16 protein-coding genes and 4 pseudogenes are annotated in these 15,807 nt (G+C 59.4%); 11 read left to right on the forward strand and 9 right to left on the reverse strand.

Going from position 1 to position 15,807, the window contains the following annotated elements; translation table 11 throughout:
• Nucleotides 1-107: 107 nt before the first annotated feature.
• The gene (locus JP75_RS09330; RefSeq protein WP_035082200.1) at nt 108-377 is read left to right on the forward strand and encodes an usg protein; all 270 of its coding nucleotides are present in this window, start codon (nt 108-110) and stop codon (nt 375-377) included.
• Nucleotides 378-392: 15 nt separating this feature from the next.
• Here JP75_RS09330 and JP75_RS09335 read toward each other — a convergent pair whose 3' ends face one another.
• Nucleotides 393-698, reverse strand: coding sequence for a hypothetical protein (locus tag JP75_RS09335; protein ID WP_051960543.1), 306 nt, complete (start codon nt 696-698; stop codon nt 393-395).
• Nucleotides 699-1,198: 500 nt separating this feature from the next.
• On the opposite strand from JP75_RS09335, the gene JP75_RS09340 reads away from it, so the two are divergent.
• The 3 genes and pseudogenes from JP75_RS09340 to JP75_RS27295 all read left to right on the forward strand — a co-directional run.
• The gene (locus JP75_RS09340) at nt 1,199-1,675 is read left to right on the forward strand and encodes an Hsp20 family protein (protein WP_035082202.1); all 477 of its coding nucleotides are present in this window, start codon (nt 1,199-1,201) and stop codon (nt 1,673-1,675) included.
• Nucleotides 1,676-1,765: 90 nt separating this feature from the next.
• Complete coding sequence (locus tag JP75_RS09345) at nt 1,766-2,290, forward strand: Hsp20/alpha crystallin family protein (RefSeq protein WP_035082205.1); 525 nt, start codon at nt 1,766-1,768, stop codon at nt 2,288-2,290.
• Nucleotides 2,291-2,484: 194 nt separating this feature from the next.
• Nucleotides 2,485-2,622, forward strand: a pseudogene (locus tag JP75_RS27295) (DUF6766 family protein); the annotation flags it as partial.
• 164 nt (nt 2,623-2,786) lie between these two features.
• On the opposite strand, the gene JP75_RS25260 reads toward JP75_RS27295, so the two are convergent.
• Nucleotides 2,787-3,239 (reverse strand): hypothetical protein, encoded by a 453-nt coding sequence (locus tag JP75_RS25260; RefSeq protein ID WP_051960544.1) that lies wholly within the window; start codon nt 3,237-3,239, stop codon nt 2,787-2,789.
• Nucleotides 3,240-3,599: 360 nt separating this feature from the next.
• Between JP75_RS25260 and JP75_RS09355 the strand changes: the two genes are divergently transcribed.
• Nucleotides 3,600-4,088, forward strand: a complete 489-nt coding sequence (locus tag JP75_RS09355; protein ID WP_035082208.1) for a YciE/YciF ferroxidase family protein — start codon at nt 3,600-3,602, stop codon at nt 4,086-4,088.
• Between the two features lie 190 nt (nt 4,089-4,278).
• On the opposite strand, the pseudogene JP75_RS25835 reads toward JP75_RS09355, so the two are convergent.
• Together JP75_RS25835 and JP75_RS09365 are read right to left on the reverse strand one after the other, a co-directional pair.
• A pseudogene (locus JP75_RS25835) lies at nt 4,279-4,829 on the reverse strand (transposase); the annotation flags it as partial.
• Nucleotides 4,830-5,059: 230 nt separating this feature from the next.
• Nucleotides 5,060-5,455 carry a hypothetical protein gene (locus JP75_RS09365; protein ID WP_035082214.1) on the reverse strand — a complete coding sequence of 132 codons (396 nt, stop codon included), beginning with the start codon at nt 5,453-5,455 and terminating at the stop codon, nt 5,060-5,062.
• Nucleotides 5,456-5,768: 313 nt separating this feature from the next.
• Here JP75_RS09365 and JP75_RS26220 point away from each other — a divergent pair.
• A pseudogene (locus JP75_RS26220) lies at nt 5,769-5,906 on the forward strand (IS110 family transposase); the annotation flags it as partial.
• Nucleotides 5,907-6,071: 165 nt separating this feature from the next.
• Here JP75_RS26220 and JP75_RS09375 read toward each other — a convergent pair.
• The 3 genes and pseudogenes from JP75_RS09375 to JP75_RS09385 form a co-directional block, all read right to left on the reverse strand.
• Nucleotides 6,072-6,507 (reverse strand): annotated as a pseudogene (locus tag JP75_RS09375) (PIN domain-containing protein).
• The gene (locus JP75_RS09380) at nt 6,504-6,761 is read right to left on the reverse strand and encodes a FitA-like ribbon-helix-helix domain-containing protein (RefSeq protein WP_035082221.1); all 258 of its coding nucleotides are present in this window, start codon (nt 6,759-6,761) and stop codon (nt 6,504-6,506) included. Before JP75_RS09380 ends, JP75_RS09375 begins: the two are co-directional and overlap by 4 nt.
• Before the next feature lie 643 nt (nt 6,762-7,404).
• Nucleotides 7,405-8,436, reverse strand: a complete 1,032-nt coding sequence (locus JP75_RS09385) for an aldo/keto reductase (RefSeq protein ID WP_035082466.1) — start codon at nt 8,434-8,436, stop codon at nt 7,405-7,407.
• Between the two features lie 172 nt (nt 8,437-8,608).
• Between JP75_RS09385 and JP75_RS26225 the strand changes: the two genes are divergently transcribed.
• Nucleotides 8,609-8,923 carry a LysR family transcriptional regulator gene (locus JP75_RS26225; RefSeq protein ID WP_244446295.1) on the forward strand — a complete coding sequence of 105 codons (315 nt, stop codon included), beginning with the start codon at nt 8,609-8,611 and terminating at the stop codon, nt 8,921-8,923.
• The gene (locus JP75_RS09390; protein WP_160194667.1) at nt 8,839-9,420 is read left to right on the forward strand and encodes a LysR substrate-binding domain-containing protein; all 582 of its coding nucleotides are present in this window, start codon (nt 8,839-8,841) and stop codon (nt 9,418-9,420) included. Before JP75_RS26225 ends, JP75_RS09390 begins: the two co-directional genes overlap by 85 nt.
• Before the next feature lie 397 nt (nt 9,421-9,817).
• On the opposite strand, the gene JP75_RS09395 is transcribed toward JP75_RS09390, so the two are convergent.
• Together JP75_RS09395 and JP75_RS09400 are read right to left on the reverse strand one after the other, a co-directional pair.
• Nucleotides 9,818-10,411, reverse strand: coding sequence for an N-acetyltransferase (locus JP75_RS09395; protein WP_035082224.1), 594 nt, complete (start codon nt 10,409-10,411; stop codon nt 9,818-9,820).
• A gap of 62 nt (nt 10,412-10,473) precedes the next feature.
• Nucleotides 10,474-11,349, reverse strand: a complete 876-nt coding sequence (locus tag JP75_RS09400; protein WP_035082226.1) for a LysR substrate-binding domain-containing protein — start codon at nt 11,347-11,349, stop codon at nt 10,474-10,476.
• 121 nt (nt 11,350-11,470) lie between these two features.
• On the opposite strand from JP75_RS09400, the gene JP75_RS09405 reads away from it, so the two are divergent.
• The 3 genes from JP75_RS09405 to JP75_RS09415 all read left to right on the forward strand — a co-directional run bounded on the left by JP75_RS09405 (nt 11,471) and on the right by JP75_RS09415 (nt 15,751).
• A complete protein-coding gene (locus tag JP75_RS09405; RefSeq protein WP_035082229.1) occupies nt 11,471-12,472 on the forward strand; it encodes a bile acid:sodium symporter family protein in 1,002 nt (333 codons plus the stop codon).
• A 123-nt stretch (nt 12,473-12,595) separates the two neighbouring features.
• Entirely contained in the window at nt 12,596-14,176 is a 1,581-nt protein-coding gene (gene ggt, locus JP75_RS09410) for a gamma-glutamyltransferase (protein ID WP_152565790.1), read from the forward strand.
• A gap of 63 nt (nt 14,177-14,239) precedes the next feature.
• On the forward strand, nt 14,240-15,751 hold the full coding sequence (locus tag JP75_RS09415; RefSeq protein WP_035082234.1) for an ABC transporter substrate-binding protein: 1,512 nt from the start codon (nt 14,240-14,242) through the stop codon (nt 15,749-15,751).
• Nucleotides 15,752-15,807 lie beyond the last annotated feature (56 nt).

The following is a 15,807-nucleotide window of genomic DNA, read 5'->3' on the forward strand; positions in this document are numbered from 1 at the left end:
AAGAGGCTGAGGAAGATTTTTTAGCACTCACTTTCGTGGAGTGCTGATTTGTCGCCAACCCGTTGTTCGCGTTAGCCTAACTCGGCGTAAACTGATGGTGTGAGGACATGATCGACAAGGACTTCATCCGGCAGATCGACGGGTATGGGCTGACCACGGCGGAAATCCACTACAGGCTGCCCGATCAGCCTTCCTTGCTCCAGCTCTATGTCTGGCAGGACTACGACCTGGCGCCCGATTTTCCGACGCTGCAGGGGTTCCTGGACTTCTGGAAGCGCGAACTGGAAGGAGCCCTGCATTCGGTGCGTGTGGCCCATCAGCGACTGATCCGACCCAGTGAGTTCCGCGCCGTCAACGGCATCATAACGGTCCACTGACGCAGATATTCATCGCTACAGCGTCCGACATGCTGTGGCCCTGATCAAGATGCTCTCCTGCTCGAACTCGCTCTCCAGTCGGTGGCGATAGTCACTCCACCATGCATCGTCGACGTGTTCGACCATGACTTCGATGACAATGATGCGGTCGCGTTCGATCGTGGTCGCGCGCTTCCATAAGCCGTCGGCCGGCTCGCGCGTATAGGCGGTCGCCCCTCCAAAGCGGTCGGCAAGGCCTGCCACCAATCCTTCGATCGTTTCGACCGGGATAGGCTCGCCGCGGCCAGTGTCGAGCGGCAGAAGCACTTCGATAACATGCATGGATATCTTCTCCTCTTTTACGGGTCTTGGCTGTCGCGAAACGCCACTATCCTTCTCCAGAGTTCCGCCGCGAGCCGTTCTTCCTGATGAAATCTGGCCAGGAGTTCGTCCTCCTAAGCGTCCCAATGTCCGGCGAGGCGCATGCGGCGACAGCCCGGCCGCATGCCAGATGCACTTCCGAAGAAAGTTCGAACAGTTCTTCCCCATCGTCCGGACGAAGCGGATTGCTCATGGATGCCCGACGCGGCCGGCCGAAAAAGGCTCGTTCGATCGCGTCAACTCCCGCTCGCCGTGCGAAGCGAGGCTCATGCTTGGTGGAGCGAGGAAGGTGCAGCCATCCATCACGCGCGGAATATTGAGAAATTTTCTGCCGAACCTCTTGAAACCCGCTTGGCCTCTCCAAAATCAGTTCTGCCGGTGGCCCGATCGGGCCCGGCAAGTCTGGGAGGCGTTTCTCTTGGGCGCCTCTAGTATCCATGTTGCTCAAGGAGGATATGGCTATGAGGACTACCCTCGATTTTGCACCGCTCTATCGGTCGAGCATCGGCTTCGACCGTATGTTCAACCTGCTGGAAAATGCCAGCCGCGTTCAGACCATCGACAACTGGCCGCCCTATGACATCGTCAAGACCGGCGATGACGATTATCAGATCACCATGGCGGTAGCCGGCTTCGCCCAGAACGAGCTGACTCTTACCCATGAGCCCAATCTGCTCGTGGTCAGCGGACAGAAGGCCGGCGAGGACGATCGACAATACCTGCATCGCGGCCTGACCGGTCGGAGCTTCCGGCGCCGGTTCGAGCTGGCCGATCACGTCAGGGTCGCTGGGGCCAGCCTGGTCAACGGCCTACTGACCATCGATCTCAAGCGCGAGATTCCCGAAGCCATTAAGCCGCGCCGGATCGAGATCGGCACCGGCTCCGCAGCCACTGCGGCCGAACCGCGCCGGATCGAGGCCGAGCAGAAGGCCGCCTGATCGGAACACGTTGATGTTTCAAGCCAAACGCGCGCCGATGTCCAGTCCTCGGCGCTGCCGGAGGCCATGTCATGCAAAGGAGAAACCAAGATGAGTGTACGTGACCTGATCCCCTGGGGTCGCATTGGCTCTAGCCGGACCCCCTCGACCTATCGCGAGAGTGAGCATAACCCGTTCCTGTCGCTGCATCGCGAGGTCAACCGGTTGTTCGACGATGTCTTTCGCGACTTCGATGCGCGGCTGCCGGCGTTCGGGCGGTTTTCCGCCCTCGGTGCAACCTGGCCCAATGTCGAGATCTCCGAGAGCGACGGCGCGGTCAAGGTGACCGCCGAGATTGCCGGCCTGGACGAGAAGGACATCGAGGTTCTGCTCGACGATGGCATCCTGATCCTGCGGGGCGAGAAGCGCTCGGAAAGCGAGGACGGCGACCGGCAGTTCTCCGAGCGCTACTATGGCCGTTTCGAGCGGCGCATTCCGCTCGGCCAAGAGGTTGAAGAGGACAAGATTGCCGCCTCGTTCAGGAACGGCGTGCTGACCGTGACGCTGCCGAAGTCGGCGACCGCTCAGGCCAAGGTCAAGCGTATCGCCATCAATGGCCAAGGTCAGGTGCATTGATTGAACGAAAGGAGCCGGGCGCCTCGCCCGGCTCCCCCTAGTCTAGGGTCTATGGGATTCACAAATCAGCTTTGATGTGATTCACGCTGTGGATGGATCGCTTTGTGTTGACGGACGTCCAATGGGCGAAGCTCGAGCCTCACTGCCTTGGCAAGCCAATGGACCTGGGCGGAGCGGGAGGAATAAAAGGCCATTTCTGGAAGCGGTGCTTGGATTGTGCGCACCAGAACTGGCAGTCCGAGTTTCTCTCGACGGCGTTGCTCGTCGTCTTGTCGATATCCCTTCGCTCGCGGTTCGCCTCTCAGAGCCTTCGACATCCTTGGAACACATGAAGCTCTGATTACTCGCCCGGCTAATCCGAGGTCCTTTTATGGAAGATGTGCTCCTCCTCCTGATCCCTGATGTGGGGGTTGCATTGCGACTTTAACGGCACCTCATGAAGTCGCATGGGCGCCGCGTATATATTCGATATTGGCCTATTGCGCCGCAGGATCGATTATGATGCGCGTGTGTAGGCGAGAGTTTGGCACACTACCCCCAAACGGCAACCTTGGATTTCTATAGTATCGGGACCTGTTTGAGTAACCGTTGCGTCAGCGCTCATCCCACCTGCCGCAAGTGATCCCTTCCACTGATTGGCTCCGGTCTGTGGTGCCTGCATGACCTGCTGTCCCACGAAGGCCAAGTTCTCCGCTGTGGCGGATTCGCCTTCCAAGGTTATCAGTGTACCGCAGAGATCTGTCCCTGTGTCACCGCAGAGAGAGAACATAAAGGATGTGCCGAATTCGTCGATGAAGGTTCCGTTGGGGCCCTCCTCGGCAACCGTTACAGCAATACCAGTTTCCGCGGCTGCTGATGGCAGCGCTTCTGTGGACTCCTGAGCGAGAGCAGAGATCATTGCTGAGGAGAGTAGCGCGCCAGCGGTGAAAGCGACTGTCAGATTGTGCATGGAGACTCCGTTTGACGACGTCTGACGCACGCAGTCGAATTTGGTTGGGTGGGCTACTGCAACGAACCGAATAGCAAGGGGTTGCGTGGCAGATCGGTTACACGCCCATCGCCGGAAGGAAGGGCTCACTGAAATGCCGGTGGATTAAAACGGGGGAGATGGGAGCTTCTTGAGGCGCCGCATAAACCTGAAGGGCGCGATGCGGGGCGAAGAGCATGAGGAGCGACACCTCTGGGTGCAAGGCCTTGGCGCCGAGGATGACCCAGGGCGTTCGAGTGTCAGTGGCGAATAATAAAGAGGAACGAGTAGGGCGGGGCCCGTTTCCACGACAGCTTCCAATTTCGGAACAGAGTATCACCCATGGCCGACAAAACCCTCGACGACTTGTTCCTCGATACACTCAAAGACATCTATTATGCCGAAAAGCAGATTCTGAAGGCACTGCCCAAAATGGCCGGGGCAGCGCAGTCCTCCGAGCTCAAGGCGGGGTTTGAAAAACATCGCGACGAGACGGAAGGCCAGATCGAGCGCCTTGAACAAGTGTTCGAAATGCTCGGCAAGCGGCCCCAGGGCAAGACCTGCGATGCTATCCTCGGGATTTTGGAGGAAGGCAAAGAAATCATGGAAGAATACAAGGGCACGCCGGCCCTTCATGCTGGCCTGGTCGCTGCTGGGCAAGCTATTGAACACTACGAGATGGCACGTTACGGCACACTCAAAACGTGGGCGGGCCAGCTTGGCCTTTCAAATGCCGTAACCTTGCTGGACGCAACGCTGGCCGAAGAAAAGGCCACTGATAAGGCATTGTCCGGTATTGCTACGCAGAGTGCGAACGCAAAAGCCGCGTAATACGTCAACGCTGCCGTGTCAGCGGCGGCGTTCACTTTCCGACGCGGCGCTGGACGTCCACGCGACTGGCCTGTCCCGATGAGGTGGTCCGGTTTCAGTCTTTAATGAATGATCGGCTTATCGGCCATCGCCTGGGCAGATGATGGCACCGATCCGTGCGGCGGCGCCGACCAGATAATGTCTCCCGGTGCCGGCGGGGAACCCTGAGCCCCTCCCGCCGCCAGATGCGCTCGACACGTTAACCTCACCGTCCAGCTTTCGGACCGCAGCATCGCCGTGATCCGGCGATAGCCATAGCGGCCATATCGGGAAGCGAGCCGGATGCTGTGGGCGGTCAACGCCTCTTCATCAGGCCGCGTGGCTTCTTGCGATGGGTCGAACGGTGCTGGCCGAGAACCTTGCAGGCAAAGCGTTCCGAGATGGAGAACTTCGCCATCACGCAGCGACGACGGCGAGAAGGGCTCAGAAGTTTCCCGAGGCAGCCTCTTTCAGGATCAGCTTCTCGAGCGTCAGGTCCGACGCCGCCTTGCGCAGCCGGTCGTTCTCTTTCTTGAGTTCCTTCAGCCGCTTCACCTGGTCGTCCTTCAGGCCGCCGAACTCCTTGCGCCAGCGGTAATACGTGAACTGCGTCACGCTGATCGAACGAATCGCTTCTCCGACTGATCGTCCTTGCGACAACAATACATCGACCTGACGCAACTTCGCGACAATCTCTTCGGGCTTGTGCTTCTTCTGGGGCATTCCAACGTCCTCTCTCAGGCTCAATAGCCTAGTTAACGGAGGACCACTTTCCAGCGTGCAGACCAATATGACGCGATGTATCCGCCAAGCAGAGCTTAAGTGGAAGCTATTGGTCAGGCGTCGTGGGCCCCGACCTAGTCAGTGACAAAAAGCGACATTGTTGGGTGATCGACAGGCCACTGCCCATCTTGAATCCTCTGTCGGCAAGGCGGTGGAGCACCCCCGCTTATCTACTTTTGGGTGTTGACGAACTCGCCTACGAAAGCACCAAAGACCTTCGCGACTTCGACCGCAAATCCTTTGCGCTTGGGCGGCCCAGAAGGAACCTGAAGCTTGAGGTTCTCCGCTGCGCCGACTGCTCTCTTGCCAACTGCCGTCGCGGTGAGGCCGATCACAGTGCTTTCGCCATTTGCGCCCAATGGGAGTGCGTCGAAGGAGATGAGTCCTTGGTTGCCTAGCCAGGTTAGCGACAGGACAAAGTCTTCATCGAAGTCTGCGAAATCGTCATAGTCCTCGGAGAATGCATCGAAGATGTCTTCGGACGAAAAATGTTCATTCTTCGTCGTTACCGCCTGGGCTAGGAGGTATCCGCGGAGCGCTCCACGCTTGTCAGCTGTCGCTGCCACAGGAATTGACTCGTCACAGTTCTCGACATATTGAACACCAGCAGCATGGCTCGCGCCAGACCCAAGAAGAGCTACGCTTCGTTTCCTGCACTAATCGGTCGTTGGGACCGTCTCACCACATCTTTTGTCTCGCTAATCAAGCGGCCGGACTCCTTGGCGGTCTGTCTTGGGGCCGTTGAACGAACTTGATGTAGTCGCGGGAACGGTGGCCACTGGCGATGTCGTGGCGGACCTTTGTCGGTTGGCTGTCCCTGATGGGATGAAGAACGAGCTCACGATTGCAACCGTGCCAAGCGCCGGACGAAGTACGGCCATGAAGCGCTATATTGGTCTCGACGTCTCCATAAAGGAGACGGCAATGTCGATCCGGCAGGACGATAAGAGGATTTGGCGGGGCAAGCGCGTGTCCGACCCGCAACTGCTCGCGGCAGTGGTCCGCAAACGTACGCCGTGAATTTGGGCAGGGTGAAGACAGGCTGGCGCGCAATCAGCGGAGATAAGCAAACAACTGATGGCGATGGCTCGCCAGCGCTGTTCTTCTGCTCATGTCGGTACAGGGTGCCCGTTTCCTGCCAACACATCTAGTTGTGATATTTACACAGGAGTCGATCGCACCTTAAGGCGAGACTTGCCACGGATTAATGGTGTTCAACCCCACCGCCTCGAACGGACTTGTGTCGCGCGTGGCGACCATGAAGCCCCACGCTGCTGCCGAGGCGGCGATATAGCCATCTGCAATGCCGACGGATCGCCCTGCTGCCTTGGCCCGAGCCATGAGGTTCGCATAAGCTTGCGAAGCTTCCAGATCGAAGGGCAGAACGCGGTTCTGGAACAGGGGCAGTACCTCCTGTTCCAGACGACGGCGGAGCGTTTCTTGGCGCTTGCCGGCCGGCATCGCGGCGATGCCGAAACACACCGAAACGAAGTTCGGCCACGGTGACGGCTGACAAGTAGAGCGTGTCGATGGCCTGATCGTCGATCCACGCCAACACGCGCCAGTCCGGCGTCGGTTTCCACGGCTCGGAAATGACGTTGGTATCGATGAGGATCACTCAAACCTCATGGGCTCGGCCGGGGCCTTATCGCGGATCTGGTCGAAGTGCTTTACTTCCGCGGCGCTCAATCCGCCGGCCTCGTGGGCAATGGAGGCAAGCAACGATCCAAGCTTTACCCGGTCCGCCGGCCGCACCGCCAGTTCGAGGATATCGCGTATTTCGGCCTCGGTGCTGCGGCCGTGATGCGCAGCACGAACCTTGAGGGCACGATGCGTCTCTTCGGACAGGTTGCGAATGGTGACAGCGGGCATGATAGCACCTTTCGGGTTTTGATGATGTTGATAGCGATATCGTAGATTTGCTATCAGCTTTCAAGCCTGAGCCATAGGCATTTCTTATTGAATGTACATCGGAACCGGACGGGCGTGATCCTGGATTTACAGCAGTCTCAGCCTCTCTTCCTTCGAAGCGATCTATGTCAACTTTCGCGGCTGATCGCCCTATCCTGCTCTTCCTGGTCGACGCTGTTGTGGCCCTGCCACGGCTGCACGCCCCCTTGCAGCCTATGACCGTTCCTACGCCTGGGAGGGCGAGGGCTATGCGATTGCCGCTGGTGTCTATCGTCTGAGCGTCGAACCGAGCCGGCAATGGATACAGCATTCAACCCGTCGGAATTCGCGACCGCGGTCACGATGTGATCGCGCTCCGTTTGCCGTCATGCGTCTTGCCGCCATGTCGGCGAAGCGCAACCGCGATGGCCGAGACGGGTAGGGCGATCAACCGGACGCGAGAGCCCAGGTCACACCCTGCTATCTTTCGGCACTGGGCCGGTTCCAGGTTCGGTATCCCATTTGCGGAATGCCAGCGACCATAGGTTCTGCATCTGAGGTCATTGTCATAGTTCTCGTTTGGGCGGAACCGGCCGGGAGGGATCACGCGGCCGGGGCAGGGTAATCAGCGGCCGCCTTCGATCTTGCGGTTGCGCTGGTTAATGCCACCCGCGCCATAGGGATAATCGCCGACCGCGGGCTTGCTGGCTGCGTTCAGCTTTTCAATCTCTTCGGTGCTCAGCGCCAGATCGATCGCCCCTAGATTGTCCTTGAGCTGTTCGGTCGTACGGGCGCCGAGGATCACCGAGGTCACCGCCGGCCGCTGGGCAACCCAGGCCAGCGCCACCTGCGCCATGCTGACGCCGCGAGTCTTGGCGACATCCTCGACCACGCCGATGATATCCCAGGTCGCCGACTTGGCATTGCGGCGTTCATAGGCCTCGCCACCACGCTTGGGATTCTCGCCCAGGCGCGTGGCTCCGGTCGGCATCTCGTCGCGCCTGTATTTGCCCGAGAGCCAGCCGCCGCCCAGCGGTGACCAGGGCAAAAGTCCTATCCCGGCATCGAGCGACGCTGGAACGATCTCGTGTTCAATGTCGCGCACCAGCAGATTGTATTGCGGCTGCAAGGTCACGGGCGGCTGATAGCCATTGGCTCTTGCGATCCACACTGCCTTGGTCAATTGCCAGCCGAGAAAGTTGGAAAAGCCGTAATAGGCGATCTTGCCATTGCGGATCGAGTCGTCGAGAAACCGCAGGGTCTCTTCCAGCGGCGTCAGCGCATCGAAGGCGTGCATCTGGTAGAGATCGATATGTTCGACCCCGAGGCGCTTGAGCGAGGCGTCGAGCGCCTCGCGCAGGTTTTTACGCGACAGGCCCAGATGGTTAGGCCCGTCGCCCATAGGGAAACGGCCCTTGGTGGTGATCACCAGGTCGCGCAGGCCAGTCGGCTTGGTCTTGAGCCAGCGACCGACGATCTCTTCGGAAACGCCGGCGCTGTAGACATTGGCGGTATCGAGGAAATTTCCGCCTGCGGCGACATAGTCGTCCATCAACCGGAACGAGGTCGCTTCGTCAGATTCCGCGCCGAAGGTCATCGTTCCCAGGCAATAGGCCGAGACGACGGCACCGCTATTACCGAGCTTACGGTATTTCATGATCATACTCCACGTTTTGACGTTCGAGGCCTCTACATTGCGTTCAGCAGATGAGCGGCACGCCTCCGCCAGCCCTTGGGTGAGCCGAGGAACGAAGACCTCTTTGCGGTCACAGTGGACGACGAGATTTCATCGGGCAAATTGATTATATAGATAGGATTGATCTATAATGATGCACAATGAGGGGCGGACGGTGGACCTTCGGCAACTACAATATTTCGTGGTTGCGGCAAGAGCGGAGCATTTCACACGCGCTGCAGCCCAGCTCAATGTCGTGCAATCGGCCCTGTCGAGCGCCATCAAGGCCCTTGAAGAAGAACTCGACGCGCCCCTATTCATCCGCAGCACGCGCAAGGTGCGCTTAACGGCCGCCGGCAGGGCGCTTCTCGAAAGGCCGAAACGGTGCTGGAAGCGGCTCAGGATGCGCGCCGGACTGTTCATGATGTCACCCATGCCAAAGGTGGCAGGCTCACGATCGGAACCGTAGAGGGACTCCCGGCCTTTCTGGAACTGCCAGCCCTTCTGGCGCAATTCCACGATATCTATCCTCTTGTCGAGGTCCGCCTGATCCAGGGCGGAACGGTTCATCTTCTTGACGAGCTTCGAGCGGGCCTTATCGACTTGGCATTGCTGCCGGTGATTGACCCCGCCGAGGGCATCGCCACAACCATGATCGCCTGCGAAGATCTCGTGGTGATCTGCGCGCCGTCCCATCCGCTTGTAACCTCGGGCACCGTCACACTGGCGACCATCGGGGTGTTCACATTTGTTGACTTCCAACCCGACTGGGGTACGCGCCGTCTGATGGACGATGCCTTCCGTTCTGTTGGGATCGAGCGCAAGACGGCTTTTGAAGTCAGCGATCTCAATACCCCGTTCGAGTTGGTCACGCGGGGGCTGGGCATCGCCCTCGTGCCAGAGTCGGCGGCGCGCAATTATGGGCCAGCAGTGGTATGCCGCCCTCTGAACAGCCCAGACGTCTGATGGGAAGTCGTCGTTGCGCACCTGACCGACACCGTTGGGGATGCGGCGCCGGCGCGGTTTCTTGAGTTGCTAGCCTTGCAGCATCCGTTCTGACCAGAACGCTTGCCAACTCAAAGTGGCCTCTCGGCCGGACCGGTCGACGGGGGACCTGGGTTGGCTGCGGTATTTCGCCTGTAACTTTCATCGCCTCTATCTGAGCTTCTTGCGCTCCTTGGAACTAATCTACGCCTGCAAAGAGGCCGACAGCCTCCGACAGAAATCCCTCGGGCCTAGGCCTTCCGGCCAGAGATAGTGACAATGGCGCATGGGTTAAGGTCTATATGCAGGCGGAGGCCCCACGCTCGCGTCAGGCCTGCGAAACTTGCGCAGTTTACGCGGTCAATAGAGTTGATGGCTCCTATAGCTTTCGGCCCATCCAAATCGCCTCGCCTCTGTCGATCTCATCAAGACCGATGTGCGTGTAAAAGCCATAGGCACGATGATTAGTGAGGCTCAGTCCGAGGTGTAAGGCGGGAGCGCCGGCTCGGCGCAGCGACTCAAGCTCGATTTCGATCATCTTGCGCCCCCAACCGCCTGACTGCGCGGGCCGCAAGAGATTGATGTGAAGGTGCGCTGGATGAGTATGGGAGATTTCCGCATCGGAATGCTTGGGCTGCCGGATGCGGCTGAGGACCATCTCGTCGAGTTTTGCTTTAGGTTCTCGCCCTGCATATTTTTCGGCAAGCATCGGCCACCATTCCTTATCCAGGCGCTGCTCAAAAATGCGCGTGTCAGGCACACCAACGACGTAGCCCAGGATGTTGGTACCGTCGGCGAGGACAAAAGCGTGATCCGGCGCAAAATCCAGGTAGGGAACCGACCAGACCAAGCCAGGATATTCGGGATCAGAGTAGAGCGCCGTCGCATCCGAACCGGCATTGGCCGTCAGGAGGCAAATCGCGGAAAGGGCGTCGCGATCCTCGGGGCGGGCGGAACGTATCTCCAACGACATGGCAATGGCTCTCCTTTGCGTAAGAGCATAACCATCATTGCCATCACGCGGCGCGGTAAGTGTTATTCGAGATGAGGGACCATCCTGGGGGCGGTGCTGTCCACAAGCGCCGCGATCAGGGCGTTTGCAGCTCGGTGATGTCGACCCGGTCCGAGCGCGACGAATTCGACTTCTCCCAATGGGGGAAGGGTGGGAGCGTCCTCGACAACAACTAGTCCTTCCGGAATGAGCTTGGCGGAATGAGCAGCGATGCCGAGGCCTGCCATTGTCGCCGCCCGCAGTCCATTTAAGCTCCCGCTCGAACAGGCCATTCGCCAAGGACGACGTGCCTCTTCGAGTGCGGCGACCGCAAGGGTGCGAGTGATTGAAGGCGGTGCATAAGCAACCAGAGGTACTGGCGCGTCTGGATCGATCTTGAAGCCGGGCTTGGAGATCCAGGCGAGCCGTTCGGTCCAGGCCACTTCGCCGCGCGCATCGCCATTCCGTCTCTTGGCGAAGATTACATCCAGTTCACCGGAATCATAGCGATGATAAAGCGCGCTCGAGAGGCCAACTGCCAATTCCAAATCTACTTCTGGATGTTCGCTACGAAACGCGGTTAGTACGTCAGCAAGTTGAGACATGGCGAAATCCTCGGAAATACCGAGGCGCAATTTCTCGCGATGCGCATTGTCAAAGAAGTAACTCGCCAAACGATCATTGGCTTCCAAAACGCTTGTCGCGAAATCGCACATGGCATCGCCATCGGCGGTCAAGGTCACTGTGTGGGTATCACGCACGAAAAGGCGCCGCCCGACCAGTTGTTCCAGCTTTTGGACGTGTTGGCTGATGGTTGACTGGCGCACATTGAGGCTTTTGGCAGCCTCGGTGAAACTACGTTGCTTGGCCACGGCCAAAAAGGATTTCAGCAGGCTAGGCGGTACTTCCAGTGCCGACACGGCAACGTCTCTCGTCTTCTAATCGCGGATCGTGATGATCGATATAGGCGCACATGCGCTATCGATTATGGCCCCATTCCTTTACGCCGGAAAGCCTGTCTCCACGATCCGACACGGCATTATGTCCCTCGCTCAACGCCTGAAGCGCTTCGGCCTCGATTATTATCTCCTCCTGCTGCTCGGCACCGTGGTGCTGGCCACGCTATGGCCTGCCTCCGGCGCCGGCGCCGATATCGTAGACCAGATCGCCTATTTTGCGGTCGCGCTCCTATTCTTTCTCTACGGAGCCAAGCTCAATACGAGCGCCATCCTAGCGGGCGTCGCCAATTGGCGACTGCAGGGACTGGTCTTCGGCTTTACCTATGTGGTGTTCCCGCTCTGCGGTCTCACATTGGCGGCCTTGCTGTCACAATGGATTGAAGAAGAACTGGCAATCGGCATCGTCTACCTGTCCATCCTGCCATCCACGGTGCAGTCGTCCATTGCGTTCACCTCGATTGCGCGGGGCAACGTGCCGGCCGCAGTCTGCGCGGCATCATTGTCCAATATACTTGGCGTTTTCCTCACGCCCGCGCTGGTTGCCATTCTTCTGCATGCCTCGGGCGACGGCATTTCCCTATCGTCAATCGTAGACATAGGGCTGCAGATTCTCGCGCCCTTCATCGTGGGACAATTGCTTCGCCCGCTTATTGGGAGTTTCATCGGCCGTCACGCCGTCCTGACCCAGATCGTAGATCGCGGCTCAATTCTCATCATCGTCTATTCTGCTTTCAGCGCTGGGGTCGTCGCCGGCATCTGGCAGGAAGTGGGCGCCAGAAGCTTGACCATTATCGTACTCAGCGATGTTGTGATGCTCGCCTTTGTTATGGTGGGCACTGTGTGGGCAGGTCGTCTGGTAGGACTTGATCGGGCCGACAGGATTACCCTTCTGTTCTGCGGCTCCAAGAAGAGCCTGGCCAGTGGCCTGCCCATGGCCAACATTCTGTTCGCCGGACAGGCCGTGAGCATGATCATTCTGCCCCTCATGCTATTTCACCAAATCCAGCTCTTCGTCTGCGCGATCATTGCGCAGCGCGCCGGCCACCTCGCGAGCGAACGCGAATTACAGGCAGTCAGCCCCTGAGTGGGATGCAGGTCCGTGATGAGTGTTATCGCGTGCAACGGCAAGAGAGCTGCTGTGTACTGAAATCAGGCAAGCGACGGACCTGCACAATACTTCAGCATCCGTCCTCGAAAGGAATTAGGCGTGCGGGACTTCCATCTGACGGGGCGATCAGTGGCAATGGGTATGCGCGGCGCGGCGGCGTCATCGCATCAACAGGCCACCACAGCCGCGATCGATGTCCTACGCAACGGCGGCAATGCCGCAGACGCGGCCATTGCGGCTTCGGCACTATTGGGCGTTATCGAACCGCTTAGCACTGGCATCGGTGGCGACTGCTTCGTGTTGTATTGGAGCGCCCGGGATCAAAAACTCTATGGCCTCAACGGTTCGGGTCATGCACCAGCCGGGCTGTCTGCGAAATGGCTGGAGGCGCAAGGGTTCAGCAGTATTCCGGGCGACAGCGTCCATGCTGTCACCGTACCCGGCGCCGTGCGCAGCTGGGACCTGCTGCTGAGGCGCTTCGGCACACGCTCGCTTTCCCAGATGCTGGAGCCGGCGATCGAAGCGGCGCAGAACGGCTTTCCAGTCGCAGAACGGCTCGCCTGGGACTGGCGCATGTTTGCCGCAAAGCTGCTGCGCAACGACGCCGCACGCGAGCAGTTCCTTGTGGATGGCAAGGCGCCCGAGCCTGGCCGGGTGCTTCACTATCCGCTTCTGGCCGAAACGCTGCGGACCATCGCCCGCGATGGCGCAGATGCATTCTATTCGGGGCCGCTGGCCGAAAAAATGGTCGCCTCGCTCAATGCCTTGGGGGGACGTCACGACCTCTCGGATTTTGCCGAATGGCAGCCGAACATTGTCGAGCCCGTTAAAGTCGAATATCGCGGTGTCGACGTTTGGCAGATTCCGCCCAATGGCCAAGGTGTGACCGCGGCCATGATGCTCAATATCCTCAAGGGGTTCGGCCATTCCATGCTGGACCCGGTCGGAGCCGACCGCTTTCACTTGCAGATAGAGGCGTACCGCCTGGCCGCGGCTGCCCGTGATGCCTATGTAGGCGACCCCAATTTTGGCACGGTGCCGACCGCAGAAATGTTGTCGGAGGCTTTCGCCGAGAAGATGCGGGCACGGATCGACTTCAAGCGCGCGATGACGGACGCCGTGGCCGAGCCGATCGGGCCCAGCGACACAATCTACCTGACCACGGCCGATGCGGAGGGCAATTTCTGCTCCTTTATCAATTCGATTGCCGGGGCTTTCGGATCATTCATCGCCTGCCCCGAAACGGGCGTCCTCTTTCAGAACCGCGGGGGCAATTTCACCCTCGCGGCGGGGCATCCGAACCAGATTGCCCCGCGCAAACGGTCACTTCACACCATTATCCCGGGCTTTGCCACCAGGGACGGCAAACCCTTCATGAGCTTCGGTGTGATGCACGGCTTCTATCAGCCGATTGGCCAGGTCCAGGTGCTGCAGAACGTAGTCGATTTCGGCATGGATGTTCAGCAGGCGCTCGACATGGGCCGCGGCATGCGGACGCCGTCGGCCTTCGAGGCCGAGCGGTCTATCCCCAATACCACCCTGGCCGGTCTCATGGAGCGTGGACATGCCGTGCGCATGGCCGACATGGCCTGGGGCGGCGGGCAGGTCATCATGCCGGTCAATGGCGTGCTGCATGCGGGTTCGGACCCGCGCAAAGATGGTGTCGCCCTCGCATTTTAGGGCGGCTCAAGACCAGGGAACGACGGGCGTCTGAGGGGATGCCCGCCAACAAGTGAGGCAGGAATGACTTTTAAACGCTCTATATTGGCACTATTGGCGGCCACCTCTGTGCTGGCCTTCGCGCCAGCCGCCATAGCCGCAACGCTGACGGTCGGGATCCAGGAAGATCCCGATACGCTCGATCCGGCAACCGGGGGCACATATGGCGGTCGCCAAGTGTTTGCCGGATTGTGCGACAAGCTCGTCGACATCGACGCCAACCTCAACGTGCAGCCCATGCTGGCAACGAGCTGGACGTGGAATACGGACAGCACCGCGCTAACTCTCAACCTGCGCGAAGGCGTCACCTTCCATGACGGCACGCCATTCGACGCCGAAGCGGTAAAGTTCAATATCGAACGCGCGCAGACGCGCGAGGATTCGCGGCGCCGCGCCGAACTCGTATCGGTGGAGAGCGTCAGCGTGGATGGCCCGCTCACGGTCACTCTCAACCTGTCTAAGCCAGACGTCACCGTGCTCGTGGCGCTGACCGACCGCGCCGGCATGATGATTTCGCCCACCGCTGCCGAAACAGAAGGCGACAATTTCTCGGCCAGCCCAGTTTGTTCCGGGCCCTTCCAGTTCGCCGAGCGCAGCCAGCGCGAGTTCATCCGCCTGACCAAATTTGCTGACTATTGGAACGCGGACAACATCTTCTACGACGAGATTGTCTACACCTATGTTGAGGACGCTACGATCCGTCTGGCGCGCCTTCAGGCGGGCGATATCCAGGTAGCCGAACGCATCGCGCCGACCGACATCTCGGCGATAGAATCCAGCAACAACCTCTCCGTCTACCAGTCGAGCGGTTTGGGCACCTCATATCTCTCCGCTGGCGGACGGGACACCCCCTTCTCGACCGACCTTAATGTCCGCAGGGCCTTTGAGCTAGCCATCGACCGCAACGTCATTAACCAGGTTACCTATGCCGGTCTCTACGTGGCCGACAACCAGCTCGAGTCCAATGCCAGTCCCTATCACATCGCCGAATTCCCGATGCCGGAACGCGATGTTGAGGCAGCCAAGGCTCTGCTCGCCGAAGCGGGTTATACCGCACCTGTCCCCGTCGAAATTACTCTGGCCAATACCCTGTCGGACACGCGCGTCGGCCAGATCATCCAGTCGCTTGCCAACGAGGCCGGCTTCACGGTGACGGTGCTCCCACTCGAAAGCGCCACGGCGACCCAGCGCGTTTTTGCCGGTGAGTTCGACGTCTTCCTTTCCAATTGGAGCGGCCGGTCCGATCCTCATCTCAACATCGACACCCTGATCGGCTGCGGCCGCCCGGCGGTCGAGCAGTACGGCGGCTGGTGCACCGAGGAAGTTCAGGAATTGATCAACGCCGCGCAGGGCGAAAGCGACCAGACGGCACGCTACGACCTCTATCGCCGGATCACCGAACTCTATCTCGGCGATGTCGGCGTGATCGCCCTCTATCATCCGACATGGTTCTATGGCGCCGCCTCCAATCTTGACGGGATTGCGATCTACCCCGACGGCATCTTCCGCCCGACCGGCGTGAAGCCCGCCTCCTGAGCGGTTGTCGTCTAGGTCAAGATGGCCGGCACTTTCGTCGGCCGTCCACAGGAAGG

It is taken from the genome of Devosia riboflavina (assembly GCF_000743575.1).
Classification (GTDB): Bacteria; Pseudomonadota; Alphaproteobacteria; order Rhizobiales; family Devosiaceae; genus Devosia; species Devosia riboflavina.